Raw genomic sequence first — 21,904 nt, forward strand, 5'->3', positions numbered from 1 at the left:
TCCAACCCATCCCCCTCTTTCCGCAACACGGAGCCTATCACCATGGATGACGTCATCATCATCGGCGGCAGTTTTGCCGGTCTCGCTGCTGCGCTGCAGCTCGGCCGTGCCCGCCGCCAAGTCACCGTTCTTGATACCGGCCTGCCGCGCAATCGCTTCGCGGGCCGTTCGCACGGTATGCTCGGCCACGATCACAAGCCGCCGTTGGACATTCTGGCCGAGGCGAGGCGCCAACTGGCGCGTTATCCTGCGATTAGGCTGGCCAATGCCCGCGCCGAAAGCATCTCCGGTACGATTGACAATTTCTCCGTACTCACTGCGGAGGGCGAAACCCTTGGTGCGCGCCGCCTGATCCTGAGTTATGGCGTTGTCGACCAAATGCCTGCTGTTCCGGGGTTTGCCGAAAGTTGGGGCACGTCCATCATCCCATGCCCTTATTGCGATGGCTTCGAAGTTGCTGACCAGCATTGGGGCCTGGTCTGGTCTGGCCCACAGTCGATGAACCAGGTCAGGCTGTTTCAAGATTGGACCGACAGGTTGACTATCTTCGGCAATGGTCACGATATCACGCCCGATATACGGGCCGATCTGGCGGGCCGCCAGGTACCTCTCGTCGATGGGCGGATCACCGAGATCGCCCGTCATGGGGATCACAATTCGACGATCAAGCTCGATACCGGCTCCGATGTCGCGGTCGACATCCTGTTCGCGCATCCGCGTAACAAGCCTTCCACAAACTTGCATGAATCATTGGGTCTCATCACGGTCGACACGCCTCTTGGCATCGTGCTCAAGGTCGATGAACGCCGTGAGACCAGCATTCCGGGCATTTACGCTGCCGGGGACCTCACCAACCCCCAGTTGCCCTCGGTCACCACGGCATCATGGCAAGGCGCTATGGCGGGAATCTTCGCCCAGCAGTCGATGCTCGTTTGAGAGCAAAGAACCCGAGCGGTGGCGCTCCAAGCTGAAGCAACGGAAGTGATCCTCATGCATTGAACCAGTTCTGGCGTCGCCCTGGTGACCGGCGCATCCCCCGGCGTCGGTCTCGCCACCGCCCAAGCCTTGGAAATCTTTTCGGGTGTTCGGAACCAGTCGCCGTGCCAAGGGGAGAAATGCGATGGCATAGGGTCATATCTCTATAAGACGTTACGGAGCTAAATTACTGCGGGTGAGTAGCAGGACCCAGAATCTTGACTGGCAATCAAATGGCTTCGATTGTCAATTCGCGCCCTATACGAACATTCAAGGCGATAACAAAAAACAACCTTAAATTACAGTTTAGGCATAATTCGCGCGAAAATTGATTGCGATGGTGCTATACTCAAAATCCAACGCATAATTATGTGCGTTCGATCGTTGAAGATCGGATACCTTCATGAACAGGTTTGAATGGTTAAAGCCCGCACTCGGCGGAGCATTGTTTGGTGCCATTGTGGCAATTGCTATCGGGTTTTCCGCCGGAGGTTGGGTCACGCATGACACGTCTGAGCGCCTGATTGCATCCAACATGTCTGACGGGGTGGCACTCGCTCTGACGCCTTACTGTCTTGAAAAATCCAAAAACGATCCGGCCGTTGCAAACATCCTGGCTGAGTTTAAGGCCGCCCCAGCTTACTCACGCCGGACTCTTATCGAGAAGACAGGATGGGCAACACCGTTGGGAGCACAGCAACCCAACACCGCGCTGGCAACTGCGTGCGGCAACGAACTTGCCAAGGCGCTTTAATATGGTGGGAAGCCGAATGAGGAGGCGATAATGAATAAACAACCTAACCGTTCCATTGCATTGGAAACTGTTTCTGCACGCTCACAGCACGATAACGAAATGACGGCCAGCAGCAGCGATCTCAGAAGCGCTCATGAACAGATGACCTCGCCATCTAAGGATTGGACACAGCTTGCGAACATTCTCAGGCGTTCTTGCGGCGGCTTCTCGCGTGCCCGGTCGCCGCGTCATTCTTTGCCGAGGAGTAAACGCAATGGCTAATGACACCACAGCACTGGAACGGAAGGTTCTTGCACACGAGCAAATACTTCAGGTCCTTATCGGGCATTTAGCCGAAACCGAACCCAAGTTTCTGGACCGGTTGAAAGCCGTGTTCACGGACTCTCATGTTCCGGGCTCCAATGAACAGAGCGCCGTTAATACAGCACAGTATGCTGAAAGTTTCATTCATGAAATCGAGAAGATGCAAAAGTATAAATTGACGCGTTGATTTCCTTTGCATTATAATTATATAAATCATTTTTTGATAAACCAATTTTAAGCGCATTAAGCTATAAATATATGCTTGCGTTTTATTTATAAATGGCGCAATATTTATCATCCTCAGCAATCGAAACGGGCGCTGTCGTTGGGAGATAATAATCTCCGGCCCCAAAAAATGAAGGGGACACAGGATGTCTTCTGCTTCACACCTATCCTACTTTGGCCCTGAAGATTTCCCTTCGCTTCGCGCTTTCCTTCAACGCTCCGGATATTCGCTGGAGGGGTGCGAAAATCCAGAAGCGCGCCTGGAAGCTGCCAAACACCTTTGTGAGATCTTCAGCGACGGGCGTCGAGATCCTGTGCAGATGCTGGACATGCTTCTGGCAGTTCGCGCCCAACGCTTGTCACAATCTAATCAAAGAGAACTGGAAGCCTGGGAGAATGAAGGCGGCTATACGGCCCCGAAAGTCGCGAAAAAGTCCTCAGTTTTGCGGTGGCCTCCTCGAAAGAAGCTCCGATTGAGATTGGCCGGTGGCTGATAATATGAGTTCCTCGACAACAAGCATTGAGGCGAGAGCGCAAAGGGTTGGATTTCATCACAATAAACTCGATTCCGCGATCCGGAATATTGTGCGGATGGAAAACAGGATCCGGGAACCGTTCAGTGTGAGATTTCTAGCCAAACGCCTGCGCTCGGCGCCTTTACCGTGGTTGAAAAGCTATTTGAGCTCTAACGCGGCGATTCCGAATAGGGATCTAGGGGCCAATCTCGTGATGGTTTGTCAGGGCTGGTGTCGTCTCAATGAAACCTGATCAATCTGGCGAGGAGCATATTTCAGTCGAGAAATCGTTGGATCGTAAAGTGAGCGTGTATCTGATCGCGTTTCTCATCATATGCATCGATATCGGATTGGTCGCATGGGTGCTCGGTTCCTACGTTTATTAAGCACGAGGCAGTCATACAGGACTAAAACGTATGCCTTCCCACAAGAATGAAGTCTGCACTACCATGTATGTCGATGTTTCGTACATCCACGCTCAACAATCCGTCGCCTTTTTTTGATGACAACTGGACAAGCTTGCCTGAACACGCTTGCCGGAGCATGTCCAAGCTCGCCCATATTGTGCCTTTTGTAAAAGTCTTTTCGCCTTCCTTAAGTATGGAAATACTGTAGTGAACTGCTCCAAGGTTCTTCCCTTCGCAGAACAGATCACCAGCGGAGTTGAAAGTAGACATTGGCATAATCGTATCCTTATAAGGATGTTGCGATATTCCAGACAATCATTCACTATATGCTTGGAATATAACAATTATATTTACTATACGATAGTATCGAATTTTAATGAAAAACCATATTTGATTTTGCAGATTAGTTGCGTTCAATAAAATAACATAAATTTTTTGAAATTGGTGAATAAAAGAAGTTCAGACATTGGGTTTTACATCTGGTATGCGAGCGTTTGTGCGAGAATTGAACAGAAAATGGGAAGCGGCACCCTCTGTTTGGTTCTAAAAGAACGGTGGCTAGGCGTTTTCTGGGGAATTACCGTATCGCCCCGCCTCGCTTGTTAGAGCGATACAGTTCTAATTAATGCCTTTTGGTTTTTATTAAGTCGTTGGCTGGGGTAGGGAAGCGTCCTGCAACAACTTCCGTTGACGCAATTTTCTTTTTGGATTTGTCTTGTTTTGGCTTTCTAATTTCCCGATTACTGCGTTTTTGTCCTTTGGACATTCTGAAAACCTTCTGTTGTCAAGCAATTGATCATTTCTTGTGCGCGCGATTATTCCTATGTGGGTCAAATCACGACTCGAGATTCGTCCACATTCTCAGTTACGTGACTCTGAGAACGCTTCGACGGTGCTCGCGATGGCCAACAACCAGATTGGAATTCTGCGATGAGCAGTTTTGCTGCGGCCTGGTGTGCGGCTCGGTTTTCTGCGGTATCGTAAAGTCGATAGCCGGCGCGTCGCAATATTTCACGCATCATTCGAAAGTCGGTAGGTCCAAAGTAGAGCTTGAGAATTTTGGAAGACATTTTGTCCTCCTTGTATTGGGGCTGGAGTTTCCACTCGCAACCGACAGCGCCCGTTTCAAAAGCTGTCGAGGCTTGCACCATGCGCCTTATATTTTAGCAAAGCAACTGAGGCCGAAATGCGACAGTAGGTAGGCTCGCATTTTACTTCAAGATTAGCGAAAGGGAGCTACTTCAAGTCATCCGCAGTGATCCGGTAGGAAGTTTGCCGAGCCTGAGCGTAAACTTCAAGGGCAATAGCATAGATCAGTTTCCTCGAAGCGTCGAAGGCAGCAAGAAGCGATGGTTCCGTTGCTGCGATGGCGCCACTTTTTTCCAGTGCTGTTTTATCGATTAGAAACGAAACCGAGCTCATTCCATCGTAGACAACAAAGCGAACACCGACCTCAAAACTATCGAATCTTCTGCTAGGATTTGGAAATAGAAGAGCCATTATATTTTGCTTTTGAATGCGCCGCCTTCGTCGTCCCAACAATCGACGGCTTTTGCCATTGTTCGATGTTTCGCGATGAATTGGTTCAGGGCGATCTGCAGGTGACCTTCGTCACGTGTTCCCTCCTGAAATCGACGTGCGAGATAACGTGCGGCATCAGTGCGCAAATCCTGCGTGTCGCCGGGTTGACGAGCCTCCCTAAGAAGGCGCGAAATCATAGCAATGTTTCTGGAATTCAAAGCGATGGAAGACATTATGTCCTCCTTTGTTGCGGGCCAGGCATTAGAAGCCTGAATGACAGCACCCGTTTCAATTGCTGTCATGATAATCACGATGCGCCTTATGTAAGGAGAAAGCAAATAAGGCTGCAATGCGACGGCTGACGCTCGGTTACAGCTATCACGATCAGCGACGCCGCGGCTTCTGACTGAAGACTTTGGCTGTGCGTGCTTGGTTCGACGCTTCTCCTCTTGCTATTGATTTTTCATCAAAAATAAACGTTAGAAATTTTGCTCTGGTAGCTCAAAGCATGATACGTTTCCAGCCGCTTCTGTTTCGAACCTGGCTCCTATACCGGACGACTGCATTCGTACTCTGGTGGCTTCCCGGCGTTTTGGCGATGTCGACAAGCTCAGGATCAATTCCCGAAGAAGGGGTGTGATCTCTACCACCATGCGCTCATCTCGCAGTCCTTGGATACCGCTCGTCTCGTGTTCGGGTCTAGCAGATGGCCAAACGGCCCGGCTTGGCGGCACAACGCAGCTTCCGACATCCGTTTGATCGAGACGATACCGCTCACCGCATAGAGAAGTTGAGCTTCCTTATTGCTGTGCGGTGGACCGGGATAACGATGTTCGTCGCGTTTTTCGATGAGCGAAAGTAACGTATTTTGACTGGCGATCGGATGGCTGGGCGAGATGCTAGGTTGATGACAGCCTCCGAGACATCAGGACGGATTGGGCGGCCCGCTTCCGGCCCTTTCGGATCACTTTAAAACGCAATGGCAGCTCGGTAGTTTTGTTCCGTTATTGTCTTTTAAATGGCTCTGCTCTTGTAAAACAGACATGGAAGAGATAAATGTTAGAGATCGATTTTGTCATCGAACGACGCGGCCAAAATTAAAAGCCCTTCTTTTTCTTTCAAATCGTAAAACTCACGACGAATTTATGTTCGTCATTATTTAACCGTTCGATTTGAAGGATATTCAATATGACCAACGGAACAGTAAAATTCTTTAATAGCACAAAAGGCTTTGGATTCATTCAGCCTGATGATGGTTCTCCTGATGTGTTTGTTCATGTTTCGGCTGTTGAGCGTGCAGGTTTGCACTCGCTCAACGAAGGCCAGAAAGTAAGCTTCGAACTGGTAGCTGATCGCCGCTCGGGCAAGAAGGCCGCCGATAACCTACAGGCTCTGTAATCAGAGACGAAATGTTGTCTCCGATCTTTGACCACGGATGTACTGGCACTGCTTGTTGAGGCAATTGGAAGGTCGGGTTAGCCCGGCCTTTTTTTATTTTGGTCCTGTTTTTCTGATCCAAATACGCAACCAATAGCCAGAAGGGGAGTAAAATATGGGAGAGCCCACCAAAGAAACGCTCTTCAAGCAGCCTCGCACTAGAATGGAAACAAAGAACGCTGTTACCGACAAGACAGCCAAAGCCATTCTGGAAAAGGAAAGGGCTGCAGTCGATGCAAAGACTGAACGGCTTCGAGCAGCGCGACTTGAGCGTGATCACACTAAATCATCACAAGGGTAGGATAGAAATTGCAGGTACTCGTACGCGATAACAATGTTGAACAAGCACTCCGTGTCCTAAAAAAGAAATTACAGCGCGAGGGTGTCTTTCGTGAAATGAAAGCACGGCGCGCTTACGAGAAGCCGTCAGAAAAGCGTGTTCGCGAAAAAGGTGAGGCAATCCGTCGTGCTCGCAAGGATGCAAAAAAGAGGGCCCAGCGAGAAGGCCTTTTGCCAAAGCCTAAAAGAAAGACGGCTCCTTCGCGTCCGCGGAATCAAGCGCCGTCAGCAGCTGAATAACTATCGCGTCCGGATGTTGGCACGATAACTCTGTGCCAGCATCCTTCACTATTGTGAGCTGGTTAAAGTTGGCTGTGCAATAAACCAGCATTTGGCAAAGTCAAAATGCGCGTTTGTGGCTGACGTTTAAAAACCTCTTTCTGACACAACCTTATCCATTTTAGAGCGTATTTTCACTTTCTTGTTCGGAGACGACGATGGCAGATGATCAATTCGCACTTTACGGGCGAGGAACACATATGTTTGCCGGGCTTCCTGTAAGGAATTTTGGGATCTCTCTCGAATGGTATCAGCGCTTCCTTGGCAGTTCGCCAAATTTTTACCCGAACGATACGGAAGCGGTGTGGCTGATAGCGGAATACCGCTGGATTTATATCATCGTCGATCCTAAACGTGCGGGCGGCGCGATTCAGACCATCATGTGCAGCGATCTCGAAACCATGATCGCGGAGATTTCAAAACGAGGAATCGATTTTAGCGACGAGGAGCGGCCAGCTGAAGGGGTCCGTAAGGTCATTTATTATGACCCCGATGGAAATGAGATCGGCCTCGGCAGCATTCCTCCGGAAGAGGAATAAATTACCGATCCTGCCGGGTTTGCACGGCCGGTTCGGGGATGTACTCCCGAGGTATCATGTATCCGATGGCGTGGCTAAAAGGCGTTTAAAGAACAATATTAAATTACTCTTCTTGGGCGCAAAATATTTCAAATATATAAATAATTTGATAGTATTTATGTGCTGTTGACGGAAGGAAACTTTTCCTCTTTGTTAAGAAAATCAGAAATATCTACGCAATTATTATTTAGCTTTAGGAGGATGCAGACGTGGTCGAACGTCCAGAAGCAGATCGCGTTACAGCTCTGCCGTTTAGCCCGGTTGTTGATTGGATCTGGGAGATGCCTCAGACTGAAGAATCCAATCAACCTGGTTCGATCGAAGTCCTGCAGGCTGGCTTTGGCGTACCTGTTGAAACCGCACGCATCTTTGAGACACTTGCGCCAGTGAATGTCGGCGACTACCCAAGCACGTTCGAGGATACCTCTGCTGGAAAAGTCGGCTCCAGTAACCCTTTTAACGCTTCCATGGTCTCGTTTGACGTAACCGCCACCGAAGGAGATGACCTGATCCAGGGCGGACCTGGCGCGGATTGGTTAATGGGTGGCGGTGGTGATGATATGCTCGTGGGTGGCGATGGGGCTGACTACCTTGTAGGTGGAACCGGCAACGACTTTCTGGATGGCGGTGCTGGCCGCGACTCGCTGAACGATGGCGCCGGGGACGATATACTCCTTGGCGGCGATGGGGCTGATGTCCTTTACAGTTATGATGGTGACGACTATCTCGATGGCGGCAACGGAAACGACCGGCTTGCCAGTTTTGGAGGCAATGACGTCATCCGGGGCGGCGCCGGGGACGATTGGATAGACGCCTCCAGAGACTGTTTCGTGGATGGTGGCGCCGGCTACGATATACTGGCGATCGAGTTTGGTAATTCGGAGACCCCGATCGTTTTTGATGCGGCGAGCGGGACGACCGCGACTGGGCTCACCTTCGTCAATATTGAAGGTATCTCCGCTCATGTGGCCGGCGATCAGGACAACCAGCTTCTTGGTTCCGATGCGAACGAGGCGTTCTTTTCATCATCCTCTGGCAATGACGTGCTTGTTGGTGGGAGCGGAAACGATACGCTCGTCGATCAAGGCATGTTGGAGGGCAGCGGAGACGATCGGCTTTTCGGTGGCGAAGGTAACGACAGGCTTCAGAATGATGGTGGGGGCGGTTCGGATGAGCTCACTGGCGGTCCCGGTGCTGATACCTTCTCCTGGTTCCTGATTCCACCATCTGGCGAAGGCGTCGATCGTATTCTCGACTTTGATGCTGCAAGCGGCGACAAGATCGAGTTTTCCGAAACCGCGCAAGGGGTTACAGGTATAGACGACTTTGACGCTTTCCTTGCGGCATCACACAACGTGGAAGACGGTGTCTACATCTCCTTCAATGGTGCTGATGATTTCGGCATCCTCGTAGAGAATGTGTCGCTCGCGGACCTGTCGTCCAGCGACATTGTCTTTGACGTTGGCGGTGCTTAAAGAAACAAAAGGCCATTGACGGCCTATCCTTTATAAAGCTCCGTTGGAAAAAAATGGGCTGGCTAAAAGCAGGCTGGTTTCGTGAACGTTAAGTGGATCTGAGCTTTCTTGACGAGCAAGGCGACCTGTTAGCAGCGTTATAAGTTTATGCCAGGACCTTATAACGAATTGACCGGAAATAAAAGCCCGGGAAACGGGGCTCAAGGTATGGTGATGGCATGTACCAGGGCTGGCGCAGAAAACAGGCTGGAAGGGCGGAGACTGACCATTACCCTTCAGTTGCACATCCTAAGCCCGCCTGAAAACGCAGGCGAGATTTTTTGCACTCGGGGGCTGACGGCGTTATACCCTGACAGCAGCTATTCCAATTCACAGCAAAAAAGCCGAATGGCCGCCTCGGACCCTATTCCGGACGTCCGATTTGAATGAGCGCGGGTTCTTGACTGGCAATCAGCGCATCTCAATAGCAGGTCCCTGCACGGCATTTGAGAATTGGGCAGTGGGGGCAGGGATCAAGAATCTTGACTTTGAATCAGAAACAGAAATTCGCCACTCAATTTGCTCCGCTTACTGAAATTCCGGTCGGACCCGCCCGAAACGCCTTGTTGAACCAGAAATGTGGTGGCGTGTGCCGGTCGGTTTGAATTTTCGTGCGGGCGCGAAAATTACCGCCAAGAGATTAGAACGCTGCGCGGCGCGCGAAATGACGACGTTAGCTTTTGAACAGATTATCGCTTTGCCATGTCGGGACGGAAGAGAGGAGGGGAAATTTCGGCGTGTAGGTAAGTTGGCTCATTGGCGGAAGTCCTCACGGCCCTTGCTGGAACCGGAAACCCTGCAGTCAGCGTTGGTGTGTCATTTGATCGGGAGACAGCTCAATGCAAAGCGACCCTGTACGCTCATCGCCTGGCCAGGATCGACGCGGTGTCAATATCCGCGCAGCAAAGCTAATGTGACAACGTGCATTGCCAAGGGAGGAACGCCAATGCCCCGATTTCTGGCTGTCTATACGATCAATCCGGAAGACCTCGCAGCCTTTCGACGCCTGTCAAAAGCCGAGCAGGATGCGGTCGATGCCAAGGGCATAGCCCAATGGATGGCATGGGAAGAACGCAATGCAGCAATCATCCTTGATCGCGGCGGTATGGTGGGGAAGACGACGCGGGTGACGAAGCAGGGCTTAGCAGCGGCCAAAAACCCGTTCTGCGGTTATCTTGTAGTGGAAGCTGAAACCGCCGAGGCTGCGGCACAGCTGTTTCTGGACCATCCGCATATCACGGTGTTTCCAGGTGACGGCATCGATATCATGCCCTTTGTGACATAATTTACTGCATCCATTCCTCGGCTGCCTTGCCGCATGGCACGGTGCCGAACTGGAAACAATCATGCGGGCGTTTGGTCACGAGAGCGCTGCATGATTGGCTCGCTGAAAAGACTTCCGCTAAGCACAATGCCGCTTCGATCAAAGTGCGCCAATTGCGCACAAAGCTGAAGAAGGGCCGATCAGTAGGCTTGCTTTTCCTATCCTGTAGTGGCAGAGCGGAATTCCGGCATCCACTTTTAGGAGAACACAATGCCGGATTTGTCCACTATTATGCTGTTTGCTTCTGCTGCTCTGGTTCTAACCGCCTCGCCGGGACCGGACATGCTGCTCATCACCTCGCGTAGCGTAAGTCAAAGCCGAATGGCCGGGCTCCTCACCTATTTCGGCATAGCGAGCGGCACTTACTGCCACGCCATCGCTGCAGCGCTCGGTTTGGCTCAACTCCTAAAGACCGTTCCTGCGGCCTATGAATTAGTTCGGTGGGCGGGATGTGCCTATCTGATTTATCTCGCAATCAAAACGTTGCGTGGCGATCCTTTGGCCGGTCTCTCAACAAAGGCGGTAGCGAGCATGTCGAGGCTTCGTATCTTCTCGGAAGGCTTGGCGACCAACCTCCTCAATCCAAAAATGGCGCTGTTCGTACTTGCGCTGTTTCCACAATTCACATCACCGGCGAGCGGATCAATCGTATTACAGATGTTGGGTCTGGCGACAATTTTGAACGTTATTGGATTTGCGGTGAACGGAAGCGTCATTTTGATCGTCGGCCGAGCAAAACGGGGTATAAAGCTCCCTCCGAAGTTTGCTCGTTTACCCAACTATTTTCTTGCGACTGTCTTTGCAGGACTGGCTTCTCGGCTCGCATTGGGAGGACGGAGCTGATCGGTGTATTATGTCCCCAGGGCGCGCGCAGCAGATATCATGTCCGATTTGCGCCCAAAATGCGAGATTGGTTGCCAGCTTCGAGAAACTCAACAGCGGTCGGTCAGCAAACATTTTGCCTAGCTGGTAACCGCTTCGTGGGCGAATGACGCCAGCTTATGAGTTGAATCGGCGAAGCAGTTACCATTGTCTTCAATTGCAATTCTAGAAATTTTCTCAATCTATTTGACGGCTGTAACCGCAGGCGGTGTCCATGCTCCTTCCACAATGGCAGCTTTTGGCCAATAAGATCGGACATAGAGGGAGAAAGCTTCTTTATCAGGAGATGGCAGCCAGTTGGCCTCCTTGTCCGGCCCAGGTGAGTTTGGCTGGATGTGGATGGTCAACGATCCATCTGGGTTATATTTCATCGTTTTGTTCTTGGTGCCAATTGAATACCGCTTGAGATCATTTGGCGCGAAAAAATGATTCTTGTTATAAAGCGTCAGCGACCAGAACCCGTTGACCGGTGGGGTCTCGTCCTTGGCGAATGTAACTTCATATGCTTGCGATCCATCCAGGCGTTTGCCGTCAGCGTCGAGGTCCTGATAAAAGTATTTCGTTTCTGTGGGCGCGTTGACAAAAATATTGGACTTGGCGATGGCTGTGCGTGTGAAGTAATCCGTTCCGAAAGAAGCGTTATTGTTTGTTGTGCTCCAGTGATGGGGTAACTGAATGCCAAAATTACGGAACTGAAACAGCGGTGTTATCAATTCCGCGTCAGCTTTCGATGCCTCATCGTCAACAGCTTCGCGCAAAGCTGGGTCTTTCTTGACTGCTTCGATAACAGCCTTGACCTGCGCATATCGGGCTTCCTCACCGGGTAAGGGTGGCGCATCGGCGAGCGCAGCAGGAAGAGCATCGAAAAATTTGCCCGGAACCACCCACGGCGTTTCGGCGTCAGCACCCTCTGCACCATTAACTTTTTTCAGCGTCTTCCAGTCTGTTGACTTCATGGTGCCGTCGAACTGATCCAGAGGATACATCATGACCCCCTTCAAAACATTCTGTATTTCGCTTCGGTCTTCCTGCGTGTCGTCCATGAAAACGCGCGGGATGACGTTGCCTGTATTGGTCGAAGCGCGAAACACTTTCGTAATTCCCTTAGGGATTTCGCCATGCCAGTCGGGTCCGACAAGGAGGTAAAAGCCCGGCGTTGTGCCATACATCTTGCCGAGCTGAGCAAACCCATCGGTCCTGGTATCCACGACTTGGTAAACCCAAAACCGGTCACCAAAATCTGGCACCTGGATAACAACAGGCGATTTGTCCAGAGCGACCAGCCCTCCGCCATAAACGACATCCTGATTGGGGCACGCGACCAGACGTACATCCGGCGGGAAGTAATCTGTGAGCATGGTCAGTTCATTTAACGGAGCCATCGGAGCCGCTCCGACATACATTTTTTCGGGGATTTCACGGTATGAGGCACGGCGATTGGCCATGTTCACAAGGGGCCATGCCCAGAAATAAGCGTCGCGAGCCACAAGGCGAGCATAGGCCTCTGTAATCTTCGTGCCGGGAACGGGACCATTCGGCATCGAAGCAGCTATTGAGGGCGACAAAGCAATAGGTTCGGCGTTGGCCGCTGTCGGGATCGCCGCTGATACAAAGCATAACAAAATAAAGCCTGCGGAACTATTCATTGCTCAACTCCTGTAAAATCATTTGGCAGGCGTGACAGCAGGCGGGGCCCATTCCCCATTTTTGACGGCATCTTTTGGCACATAGGTCCGAAATGTCAGAGAAAATGGCTTTCCATCTGGGGACGGTAGCCAGTTGGTCTCAGGAATATTCTTTGGTGGTTTTGGACCGATGGCAATTTTCAAAGAACCGTCAGCTTCCTTGTCCAATGCGGAATAACTATTGAAATTGTATCGCTTAAGATCATTAGGTGTTACGCGATAATCAGGCACGCCGACGAGTATGACCGACCAGTAAGCATTAACGACCTCCTGCGGTAACTTGTCTGCTGGAAAGTGTATGACATAACTGTTGGAACCATTGAGCGGCTTTTCCTCGGCGTCGCGTGTTGCAACGAAATAGATCACTTCATCTGTTGTGTTGGCCCAGATGCCTGCATAGTTTGCCACTGTGCGTAGAAGATAATTGTCACCGTAATTGCCGGTCTTGCCACCGCCTACCCAATGATTTCGATAGGGCGCGCTTTTGGTGAATGCATAATCAATAAACTGCGGGATGGTTTTTTCGCGAAGAAGCTTGTCAACTTTCGCCCGCGCTTCCGGCGAAGATGCGGCATAGTCCGACACAAACCGCGCCTGCTGCTGCATCTGAGCAGCAATTGGCGAGACATCGAACGCACTACCGATCTTGGCGTCAATATCGTCAAAAATCTCCGCCCCAATCAGATCTTTATTGTCAAATTTCGATATAAACGGCGGAGCGTCAATGACAGGATTGCCCAGCGTCGTAATCTTGAACGCTTTTTGCTTTTTTAAAGCGCCATCTGGATCACCTTTAAGTTCAACCCGTCCGAGCATCTTCGCTTTGTTCGAGTGCAGTTCAATCCGGCTCGTGTCTTGGGGTAGGCTGCCTTGCCATCCAGGCTTAACCAGAGCGAATTTGCCGGAGGGCTTGGACGGAAAAGTACGCTCATTGATATTGACGATCACCTCGCCCCACTCATCCAATATCTGCGCGGTATAGTATCGGTCCTTGATTTCAGGGATTTCCAATATGACAGGGGTTCGATCATCGACCGCAAACCATGCTTCGAGATAGGCGACATCGAAATTCGGATTGACGAAGTCGGCGGATCCGAGCGGATTGTACTTGATCTTGTTATATTCAAACCCTTCGCCAGCCCGGTCTGCATGCTCCTGTCTGATAACAAGGACGCGCCCCAGCAGATACAGATAAGCATTGGCAATCGTTGCCTCGTCTGGCTCCGGCGCACCGGCCTTCCCAAAGGCCGAAATTTCCATTGCCGTGAGCGCAAACGTTGCTGCACCCATTTTCAGCAGTGTACGTCGAGAATACTTCATCGCAATCTCCAGGAAATCCTGCAGAAGAGATCAGCGCATTAACGTGTGATTATGAAGTACGTTACGGTAAACTCGCACTGTCTCCGTAATTGCTGCGCGGTTTTAATTCGATAAGCTTTATCGCTGGATCGCACATACGTCTGCGGTCGGCGGCGATGAGGAAATTGCACCCACTATAGCACCAGCTACTCGACGACTTCATCAGGCACGTATTCTCAAACTCAAATGACTTGAACCAGCGTTCCAATGACCAAAATTCATCCACAACCCCGAAAACCGGACTGACTGCTTCGGTCCTCTTCTGGTCGTCCGAATTGGACGATCATGTTCTTGACTGGCAATCAGTTGCGCCGTTGGCCACATCGCACTCGGTTTCTCTTAGCTGACGACAACCTGTTATTATCCGTCGAGTATCAATTGGGTGTCCCGCCGTCTTATTGGCGGGCCATTTTTGTTCGCTTGATCTACTTATCTAATGGAGATCCAACGCTGCCTTTGGGAGCTCCACTTCAATTTGAAGTCCTGTCTCCAGCCAGTTCCGTTGCACAGTCGCCTCAAGTGCACCTGATAAAGCGGCTTCCAACCGTGTGCCAAACCCCTCATGTTCGGATTCCGCATTTGCATTCGCCAGAGTCTCGGACCACAGAATTTTGAAGGTTGTATCCGTTTCCTCAATAGTAACAAAAAGCTTCCCCACCGGCGAAGCGAGCGCCCCGTGCTTGGCTGCATTGGTCGCGAACTCATGCAGCAATAATGAAAGATTGCTTAGCTGGCGTCCAGACACCCCTGGGTTCGCTCCTGCCACCGAAATGTTCTCGCTATCATAAGGCTGCAGTATTGTGTGAAGAAGCGTATGAAAAGGAATGGTGGCCGTAACATCCTCCTCCCATCCGGGCATTGTGAGTTCATGGGCTCTGGCAAGTGATGCAAGCCTGGCCTGGACCCGTAACCGCAATTGCTCAGCCGTTTTTGCTTCCCGTTCGCTCAATGAAACAATCGCATTCGCCAAAGCAAATAGGTTTTTGATGCGGTGGTTCATCTCGCCCATCAGGAGGCGCTGTTGCTCCTGTGCCTTGCGTCGCTCCGTGATATCGCGGGCTATTTTGGATGCTCCGATAATTGTCCCTCCGGCGTCCCGGATCGGAGAGATCGTCAGAGATATATCAAGGAGCGTCGCGTCTTTTTTCTTTCGAACGGTTTCAAAATGATCGACCCGATTTCCTGCACGTATCTGCGCCAGAATTGCTGGTTCCTCGTGCAACCGATCGTCAGGAATAAGAACGGTAATAGGCTTTCCCAGGATTTCATCCGCTTCGTAACCGAATAATCGCTGGGCACCTCTGTTCCATGTTTTAATGTTACCGTTCAGGTCCTTGCTGATAATTGCATCATCTGAACCATCGATGATGGCAGCCAACCAGTCGCGCGGATCGAGTTCGGTATCGTAAAAACTTGTTTGCCATGCATATGCCCCTGAATAGGCATGCGCTGGCAATTGCATCTTACTGGCCTGATCCAGATCTTCGTCACTCATCGTCATTACCCCAACCCTGGATATGATTGCATCTAAAATACCCAAAATTCGAAAGGGATTGCTTTTTAATAACGGCGAGCCTGGCATTCTGGCAACTAAAAACGGTCTAACGTATGTTAATTGGTATATGCTTGGACGAAATAATCCCGAGTGTTATTAATCGGCACCCGAGAAAGGCCGGAAATTGCCCGCGAAGTTTGAACCAAAGCAGTCGGCTTTTCGTGCAGCCGTCAGAAAGCACCGGAACTCAATCGGGTTGCGCATGCTGTAGCTGAAGGACTTCGTGATCGGCGCTTGGATAGTTCAGGGACAAAACCGCTCGCGCTTTTTCTTGGAAATAGCTTTGCGCTTATTCATGGGCCGATCCTGTCCTTTGTTGATCTGAAAGCCGATGACTGAGTATTTGGGCAAAGTGGGTTTGCAGATGAAGCGGCCCCTGCATGTTTCGAGAAAGGGCCGCGTTCTTCTCTCTGGCTTCACTTGGTGTCATACCGAAACGCGCACGGAAGCTCCGCAGAAGCTGATTGCCGCTTGAAAAGCCTAGACTTGCCGCGATTGTGGAAATTGAGTCAGATGAACCACCTTTTCTGGTCAGTTTCAACAATGCTAGGTCCAGCCGCCTGTCCTGCAAGACCTTGGCTACGCCGCCATCGGTTGCGAAAGCACGGTAGAGATGGGCACGTGAGACATTAAAGCGACGCTGGATGAATTCAGGGGACAGGTCTTTCGAATGGATGTTCTGTTCTATGAACGCCAAAACTCGCTGTCGGAGAGATAAGGCACCCGGCCGCGGAGTGCGCGTCGCTTCGGGCATTTCACCTCGCAATGCAGCCGACAACAATGTAATGACTGCTTCCTGGACCGCAGTGACCTGTGCTTCGGAGAAAAGTGTTTTAGAAGAGACTGTCTCGCGGAGACAGGTTGTGATCATTCTGGTCAGAGGGTGCTCCGCCCTTAGAACGGCTCCGTGCAAGTTTCGTGCACCCACTTCCTTTTCGAGTTCCCAACGCGGAATGGCAAGTGACAGTCTCGAACCTGCATCGACTTCGCTCCTGAATATGTATGCGAGATCCAGAATACAGATGTCACCAACATTCGCGTTGACGCTAACTCCGTTGAAGTCACCCTTCATGCTACCCGAGAGAAAAACCTGAACAAGATAATGATCGAGACCACTCTGAATGATGATGCGACGGTCGCGGTTATAACGTTGCGCGTTGAACGACGATAACCCGATTTGGAGTGGGCCGAGAACACGAGACCGTATCGTCCCCTCCAGCGTGTTTACCCCGCCTTCCGAAACAGGCGTAGTATCAAAAATCGGCTTTGTAGCCTGCCGCCAGAAATCAATCCGAGTGTCAGCGTCGACCATTTCTGTCGAAATGAAAACCTCATCCGTCAATTACATCCCCTCCCGATATACGACGATTTAAACAAAACCGATGCTCCTAACAAGAGCACAGCCCAGTAACGCGGTGCGGGTTTGCATACAATTATGAGACCGCAGGGAGAACAATATGAGACATCACGCCGAAAGTGTATTCTATAATTAATAAGCAATGTTCGTATACTAACAATAATTCTGGGCCAATTTCGTCCATGCTGGTGGCTGAAATTTCCCGGCAAATGGTTGGACTGGTCGTTGGGGAGGGGCTGTAACTCCGTTATGATATCGTTGGTATCTACGTTTAGCTGTTGACTTCCATTTACAAAGCGTAGCTGCGTCGACCGTATCATGGGGTTAATATTGAAGTAATTGGGTTCTGTGATCGGTCGGTTCATTAATGCGGTGACCGATGGTCTCGTAACAGGTCCCGGCGGCCTGATTCCCCACCGAATTAGACTTTGAATAATGCGATGGGCGTTTCCGGCACCACGCCGGTCGGGCCAATGGTGCACGAGACAGAAGCGAGGGGATGGAATGAAGATCAATGACAGCGCCGCGGTGCCACGTCTATTATTGAGCGCAGCTTTAGTTTCGGCATTTACTAGTTTGGCGTGCGGTCGCGGCTACGCTGCCGATATATCGGCCGACAGAGAAACGGTTCGTACCATCGCCCCGGTTGGGGAGAATGATTGGAAGCTCATTCTCAGCCCCTATGTGTGGGGCACATCGCTTACCGGTAACGCCGCAGTGTTGGGAATTCCCGCAGATGTCAATGTCCCTTTTAACGAGACATTTAAAAATCTCAAATTCGCCTTCATGGGCGAGGCTGAGCTAACAAACGGATCGTTCGGTGTCTATCTCAACGGTCAATACGCTAATATCGGGACCGGTCGGAGCGTATATCCGATTGATATTAATACTGGCGTGACAATGACGACATTGGGCAGTGGCGTCTATTATCGCCTCTTCCAGACCACGCTTGGCGGAGAAACCGTGTCTGGCACACCGAGAACGTTTGCTGTCGAACCGACCGTGGGTCTTCGCTGGACGCAATTGACAGCAAAAATCGAGGGCGGTGGTCACAAGCTTTCCGGAAAAGAGAGCTGGATCGACCCATTCATCGGCTCTCGTGCAAGTATCGATCTGACTGAGCGCTGGAATCTGTTCATGGAAGGCGATGTCGGCGGTTTTGGTGCCGGATCGAAGCTGAGCCTAAACGGACAAGGTTATCTGGGTTACCGCACTACATTGCTTGGGCACAGCTCCATCATCCGCGTGGGCTACCGCGCGCTGTATCAAAACTATGAAGACGGAGGCTTCAAATGGGACGTTACCCAGCACGGTCCGGTGCTGGGTGTGTCGATGCAATTCTAATCTCCCTTTGCACCCCGATGACAAATCTATCCCAGAGATAAGACGAGGACTCACACGAATGGCGACAAAATCAATTCTGAAACAAATTGCGTCCAGTATCACGGCTGGCGCAATTTTGATCGGCAGCCTGGCATCAAGCGCACATGCGTGCACCGGGATCAAGTTGGTTGCGGAGGACGGAACGGTCGTCCACGCGCGGACGTTAGAGTTTGGCCTGGATCTGAAATCGGATATCATGATGGTGCCGCGTGGTTATGCCCGTACCGGCACAACGCCGGACGGTAAACCCGGCCTTAAATGGACCGCGAAATACGCTTCCGTGGGAATGAACGGAGCAGGCTTGCCCTATTTGTTCGACGGTGTGAATGAGAAAGGCCTGTCATCGGGAACATTCTATTTCCCGACTTCCGCAGGCTATATGCCCTATACTCCGGACGTTTCCGACAAGACTATCGCACAATGGGAAGTTTCTTCGTACATTCTGGAAAACTTCGCGAGCGTCGATGAGGTGAAGGCCAATATCGGCAAGATCGTGGTGCCGTCCGTCACGTTCTCAAGTTGGGGTTTTGCTCCGGAAGTACACTATATCGTGCAAGATGCTTCCGGGAACGGCATTGTATTAGAATATGTTGGCGGCAAGCTCAATGTATATGACGCCCCGCTCGGTGTCATTACGAACACGCCGGGTTACGATTTCCATATGAACAATCTGCGACAGTATGTGAACCTGTCCATGACTACCATGAAACCCATGCAACTCGGCTCGGTGACCATTGAGCCGACTGGTCAAGGCAATGGTATGCTTGGGTTGCCAGGTGACTTCACTCCGCCTTCTCGCTTCGTCCGCGCAGTTGCGTTCACGCAGGCCGCGCCTCCATCGAAGACAGGTGATGACGCTATTTTCCAAGCGTTCCACATTTTGAACAATTTCGATATTCCGAAGGGGTCGGCGCGCGACGGTACAAAAGACGAGCACGGCAATGTCGTGTCTGATTATACGACCTGGACGGGAGCGGCAGATCTCAAGGCTAAACGTTACTATGTCCGAACCTACGATAATAGCCAAATCCGCTCGGTTGACTTGATGAAGATGAACGTCGACGGCAAAGACATTGTCATGGTGCCGCTCGAAGGCAAGGAAACAATCGAAGACATCACGCCAGAAAAAAAATAATCACGAGCAATCCGCTCACTTGTGGGTGCCTTACAACTTGGGAAAATCGCCAGCCCGACACACTTGCTGAGTAACGCCTGTCTCGGAAATTAATATGCCGCGGGTCCAAATGCTTGCGGCATATATCTTTGTCTAGCGGATGGAATGTTGGGAACGCACCCCGACGCAGGAGCTGGGTGCGATTATCAAGGTGCAGACACTGACGGTGCGCCGATCGGTCGATTTCCGGTAGACAGGGCGCACGCAATGTTCAAATTCTTGACTGGCAATCAGCACATCTATCAATGGCAGGGGTCGGCGGTTCTTATCCGTTCAAGGCGTTAGGGTCGTACTAATGTTGCAGAGAAACTAATGTCTGATAAACAGATGGCAGGACAGGCCCGCAGCAATTTGATGTGCGGCCTCAGACACGTCGCAAGCAAAGCTGCTGACGTGTCTTATATCAAAATTATAAATCCTGTAAGCGCAGCAATTAAGACTTATGCTAGACGCCAATACTCGACCGCATGGCTTCCAACCGCTCCATGGCTATAACCCCGTCCGCAATGTTCGGCGCGGCCGTGTCCTCACCTTTCAGCGCCGGAATCACATCCGCTAGCAACCCGTGATAGCCTTTCGGATCTTCATTGGCGGCCGCCGTGAAGTTCGGTTTCCATGCCAGCGTATCACAATCGCTCGAAAGAGTGGCTTTGGGATCATCGATCTTGAAGGTCGGGTTTCGATTCCATCGCACGTCGATGACGTTGTCCACCTCGATACGTTGATGATCGCCCATAAGTTCGATACGCTCAACCGGTGTGCCACGCGACTGAATGGTCCCCATGGCGATTGTGCCGATCGCCCCGCATTCGAAATCGAACGATGTGTGAATGAGAAGTCTACCCGGTTCCTTTTCTACCTTCCTGGCAGTGAGTTTGCGAACTGGCGAAACGAGATGGGAAACGAGGTCCATATAGTGGACGCAGTGATGTAAAAAGAAGCCGGTATAGTCGACGTTCCCCGCAAAATAGCCGGGAGCTGTCATATAATAGCCGGTAAGCCCCAGTACGTCACCAAATTGGCCGGATCGGATGATGTTCGCGGCAATCTTGTTTCCGATGGAATAGCGCTTCATAAAGCCCAATAGGAGCGGCTTTTTGGCTTTTTCCGATGCCTTGAGAAGTTCGCGCGCACCTACCGCCGAGCCAGAAGGCGGTTTTTCCATAAAAACCGGCAGCCCGCGTTCCAGCGCTGCTTTTCCAAATGCCAGATGCTGGTCGGGGCCGACAGCCATGCCGATAGCGTCCAGACCGGGCGTATTCAGCAAGGTTTCTACGTCGCTGGTAAGCGTGCGGACGCCAAACTGTCTTCCGGCATTGGTGAGACGCGCTGCGTCTATATCACAAAGGGCCGCGATCTCGACATCATAACGAACAAGCTGTGGCAGCAGCATCTGGGTTGCGTGCACACCGCAACCTATCCAACCGATTTTGAGGGTCATCGACGATATTCCGTAAGAAGAAGATGGCTTTTCATAAATGCAGTACTGGCGGCGAGGCGATCACTTTCGTCCTCATGCGGAGCACGCCATTGAGCGAAAGGAACGCCAAAGCGATCATCCTGTCGTCGGAACGGCTCCAAGGAAATGGGCCCGGTGTAGCCGATTTCATGCAGCGCGCGACAAATCGCAACCCAGTCTGTTGCGCCGGTGCCGGGAAAGCCGCGATGATTTTCATTGGCTTGAAAGTGAACAACCAGTTCGCCCGCGAGCTTGATGGCTTCGGGTATCGAGCTTTCTTCCATATGCATATGGAAAGTATCCAGCATCAGCTTCACAGCAGGCTGATCGACTGCATCCAGCAGCTCTATAGCCTGCTGTGTAGTGCACAGAACGTCGCTTTCAAAGCGGTTGAGCGGCTCGACCGCTAGCAGGACATTGCTGCCTTCCGCATGTTGCCCGGCCGTTTTAAGAGCTTCAACACAGCTTTCCTTGCGCCGCAAACGCTCGTCTTCCGAAACAGGCTGTGGCGGACGGCCGGCAAAGACAAGCGGGTTGCCGGTTAGTGGTCCACCAACCACCTGCGCGCCCAGCGCATGAGCACAATCGACTGTATATTTAAGATAGTCGATACCGCCCTGACGGCCTTTGGCCTCGGACGACGAAATATTGCGTTCCAGATTGACACGTGCCGCGAGAACGACACCAAGCCCGGCATCATCCAGCGCCTTGCGCGTCTCTTTCAGATCAAGCTCGCCGGGTTCTGGAACCAGCAATTCGACGAAATCGAAACCATGCTCTCGCATCTTAGAGAACAGGGGGAAGTGCTCGGCCGTAAAGGGCCGCGCATATTGCATTGAAATCAACCCGATGGGGTTCATGGTCTTTCCTCGATTGGAT

21 protein-coding genes are annotated in these 21,904 nt (G+C 51.4%); 13 read left to right on the top strand and 8 right to left on the bottom strand.

Features of this window, described 5'->3' with window-relative positions; translation table 11 throughout:
• Window positions 1-42: 42 nt before the first annotated feature.
• The 4 genes from FHW00_RS15970 (at window position 43) to FHW00_RS15985 (ending at window position 2,751) form a co-directional block, all read left to right on the top strand.
• Window positions 43-936 (top strand): NAD(P)/FAD-dependent oxidoreductase, encoded by an 894-nt coding sequence (locus FHW00_RS15970; protein WP_078337452.1) that lies wholly within the window; start codon window positions 43-45, stop codon window positions 934-936.
• 442 nt (window positions 937-1,378) lie between these two features.
• Window positions 1,379-1,729: a hypothetical protein gene (locus FHW00_RS15975; protein ID WP_078337451.1), complete on the top strand. Its 351-nt coding sequence runs from the start codon at window positions 1,379-1,381 to the stop codon at window positions 1,727-1,729.
• A 253-nt stretch (window positions 1,730-1,982) separates the two neighbouring features.
• Window positions 1,983-2,219, top strand: coding sequence for a hypothetical protein (locus tag FHW00_RS15980; RefSeq protein ID WP_078337448.1), 237 nt, complete (start codon window positions 1,983-1,985; stop codon window positions 2,217-2,219).
• Window positions 2,220-2,403: 184 nt separating this feature from the next.
• The gene (locus tag FHW00_RS15985) at window positions 2,404-2,751 is read left to right on the top strand and encodes a hypothetical protein (RefSeq protein WP_139364339.1); all 348 of its coding nucleotides are present in this window, start codon (window positions 2,404-2,406) and stop codon (window positions 2,749-2,751) included.
• Between the two features lie 1,664 nt (window positions 2,752-4,415).
• On the opposite strand, the gene FHW00_RS15990 is transcribed toward FHW00_RS15985, so the two are convergent.
• Window positions 4,416-4,679, bottom strand: a complete 264-nt coding sequence (locus tag FHW00_RS15990) for a DUF1488 family protein (protein ID WP_078337446.1) — start codon at window positions 4,677-4,679, stop codon at window positions 4,416-4,418.
• Entirely contained in the window at window positions 4,679-4,933 is a 255-nt protein-coding gene (locus FHW00_RS15995; protein WP_139364338.1) for a hypothetical protein, read from the bottom strand. The genes FHW00_RS15990 and FHW00_RS15995 overlap by 1 nt, the downstream gene beginning before the upstream one ends.
• A 955-nt stretch (window positions 4,934-5,888) precedes the next feature.
• On the opposite strand from FHW00_RS15995, the gene FHW00_RS16000 reads away from it, so the two are divergent.
• The 7 genes from FHW00_RS16000 to FHW00_RS16030 all read left to right on the top strand — a co-directional run bounded on the left by FHW00_RS16000 (window position 5,889) and on the right by FHW00_RS16030 (window position 11,014).
• On the top strand, window positions 5,889-6,098 hold the full coding sequence (locus FHW00_RS16000; RefSeq protein ID WP_078337443.1) for a cold-shock protein: 210 nt from the start codon (window positions 5,889-5,891) through the stop codon (window positions 6,096-6,098).
• 154 nt (window positions 6,099-6,252) lie between these two features.
• Entirely contained in the window at window positions 6,253-6,438 is a 186-nt protein-coding gene (locus FHW00_RS16005; protein WP_078337441.1) for a hypothetical protein, read from the top strand.
• 8 nt (window positions 6,439-6,446) lie between these two features.
• On the top strand, window positions 6,447-6,716 hold the full coding sequence (rpsU, locus tag FHW00_RS16010) for a 30S ribosomal protein S21 (RefSeq protein ID WP_078337440.1): 270 nt from the start codon (window positions 6,447-6,449) through the stop codon (window positions 6,714-6,716).
• Between the two features lie 197 nt (window positions 6,717-6,913).
• Window positions 6,914-7,294 (top strand): glyoxalase, encoded by a 381-nt coding sequence (locus FHW00_RS16015; protein ID WP_078337438.1) that lies wholly within the window; start codon window positions 6,914-6,916, stop codon window positions 7,292-7,294.
• Window positions 7,295-7,542: 248 nt separating this feature from the next.
• Window positions 7,543-8,808 carry a calcium-binding protein gene (locus FHW00_RS16020; protein WP_078337436.1) on the top strand — a complete coding sequence of 422 codons (1,266 nt, stop codon included), beginning with the start codon at window positions 7,543-7,545 and terminating at the stop codon, window positions 8,806-8,808.
• Window positions 8,809-9,793: 985 nt separating this feature from the next.
• On the top strand, window positions 9,794-10,132 hold the full coding sequence (locus FHW00_RS16025) for a hypothetical protein (RefSeq protein WP_078337434.1): 339 nt from the start codon (window positions 9,794-9,796) through the stop codon (window positions 10,130-10,132).
• A gap of 249 nt (window positions 10,133-10,381) precedes the next feature.
• Complete coding sequence (locus tag FHW00_RS16030; RefSeq protein WP_078337433.1) at window positions 10,382-11,014, top strand: LysE family translocator; 633 nt, start codon at window positions 10,382-10,384, stop codon at window positions 11,012-11,014.
• A 221-nt stretch (window positions 11,015-11,235) separates the two neighbouring features.
• On the opposite strand, the gene FHW00_RS16035 is transcribed toward FHW00_RS16030, so the two are convergent.
• The 4 genes from FHW00_RS16035 to FHW00_RS16050 all read right to left on the bottom strand — a co-directional run bounded on the left by FHW00_RS16035 (window position 11,236) and on the right by FHW00_RS16050 (window position 16,994).
• Window positions 11,236-12,699: a DUF1254 domain-containing protein gene (locus tag FHW00_RS16035; protein WP_078337431.1), complete on the bottom strand. Its 1,464-nt coding sequence runs from the start codon at window positions 12,697-12,699 to the stop codon at window positions 11,236-11,238.
• Window positions 12,700-12,717: 18 nt separating this feature from the next.
• Complete coding sequence (locus tag FHW00_RS16040) at window positions 12,718-14,058, bottom strand: DUF1214 domain-containing protein (RefSeq protein ID WP_078337430.1); 1,341 nt, start codon at window positions 14,056-14,058, stop codon at window positions 12,718-12,720.
• A gap of 472 nt (window positions 14,059-14,530) precedes the next feature.
• A complete protein-coding gene (locus FHW00_RS16045; protein ID WP_078337498.1) occupies window positions 14,531-15,592 on the bottom strand; it encodes a PAS domain S-box protein in 1,062 nt (353 codons plus the stop codon).
• Window positions 15,593-15,941: 349 nt separating this feature from the next.
• Entirely contained in the window at window positions 15,942-16,994 is a 1,053-nt protein-coding gene (locus FHW00_RS16050) for a helix-turn-helix domain-containing protein (RefSeq protein WP_078337429.1), read from the bottom strand.
• Between the two features lie 519 nt (window positions 16,995-17,513).
• Between FHW00_RS16050 and FHW00_RS16055 the strand changes: the two genes are divergently transcribed.
• Together FHW00_RS16055 and FHW00_RS16060 are read left to right on the top strand one after the other, a co-directional pair.
• Window positions 17,514-18,353, top strand: coding sequence for a hypothetical protein (locus tag FHW00_RS16055; protein WP_445557880.1), 840 nt, complete (start codon window positions 17,514-17,516; stop codon window positions 18,351-18,353).
• A 58-nt stretch (window positions 18,354-18,411) separates the two neighbouring features.
• Window positions 18,412-19,527 carry a linear amide C-N hydrolase gene (locus FHW00_RS16060; protein WP_078337427.1) on the top strand — a complete coding sequence of 372 codons (1,116 nt, stop codon included), beginning with the start codon at window positions 18,412-18,414 and terminating at the stop codon, window positions 19,525-19,527.
• Window positions 19,528-20,011: 484 nt separating this feature from the next.
• Here FHW00_RS16060 and FHW00_RS16065 read toward each other — a convergent pair whose 3' ends face one another.
• Window positions 20,012-21,007 (bottom strand): Gfo/Idh/MocA family protein, encoded by a 996-nt coding sequence (locus tag FHW00_RS16065; protein WP_078337426.1) that lies wholly within the window; start codon window positions 21,005-21,007, stop codon window positions 20,012-20,014.
• Window positions 21,004-21,885, bottom strand: coding sequence for a sugar phosphate isomerase/epimerase family protein (locus FHW00_RS16070; protein ID WP_078337425.1), 882 nt, complete (start codon window positions 21,883-21,885; stop codon window positions 21,004-21,006). The genes FHW00_RS16065 and FHW00_RS16070 overlap by 4 nt, the downstream gene beginning before the upstream one ends.
• Window positions 21,886-21,904 lie beyond the last annotated feature (19 nt).

The organism is Ochrobactrum sp. P6BSIII, assembly GCF_014138065.1.
In the GTDB taxonomy this organism is placed as follows: Bacteria; Pseudomonadota; Alphaproteobacteria; order Rhizobiales; family Rhizobiaceae; genus Brucella.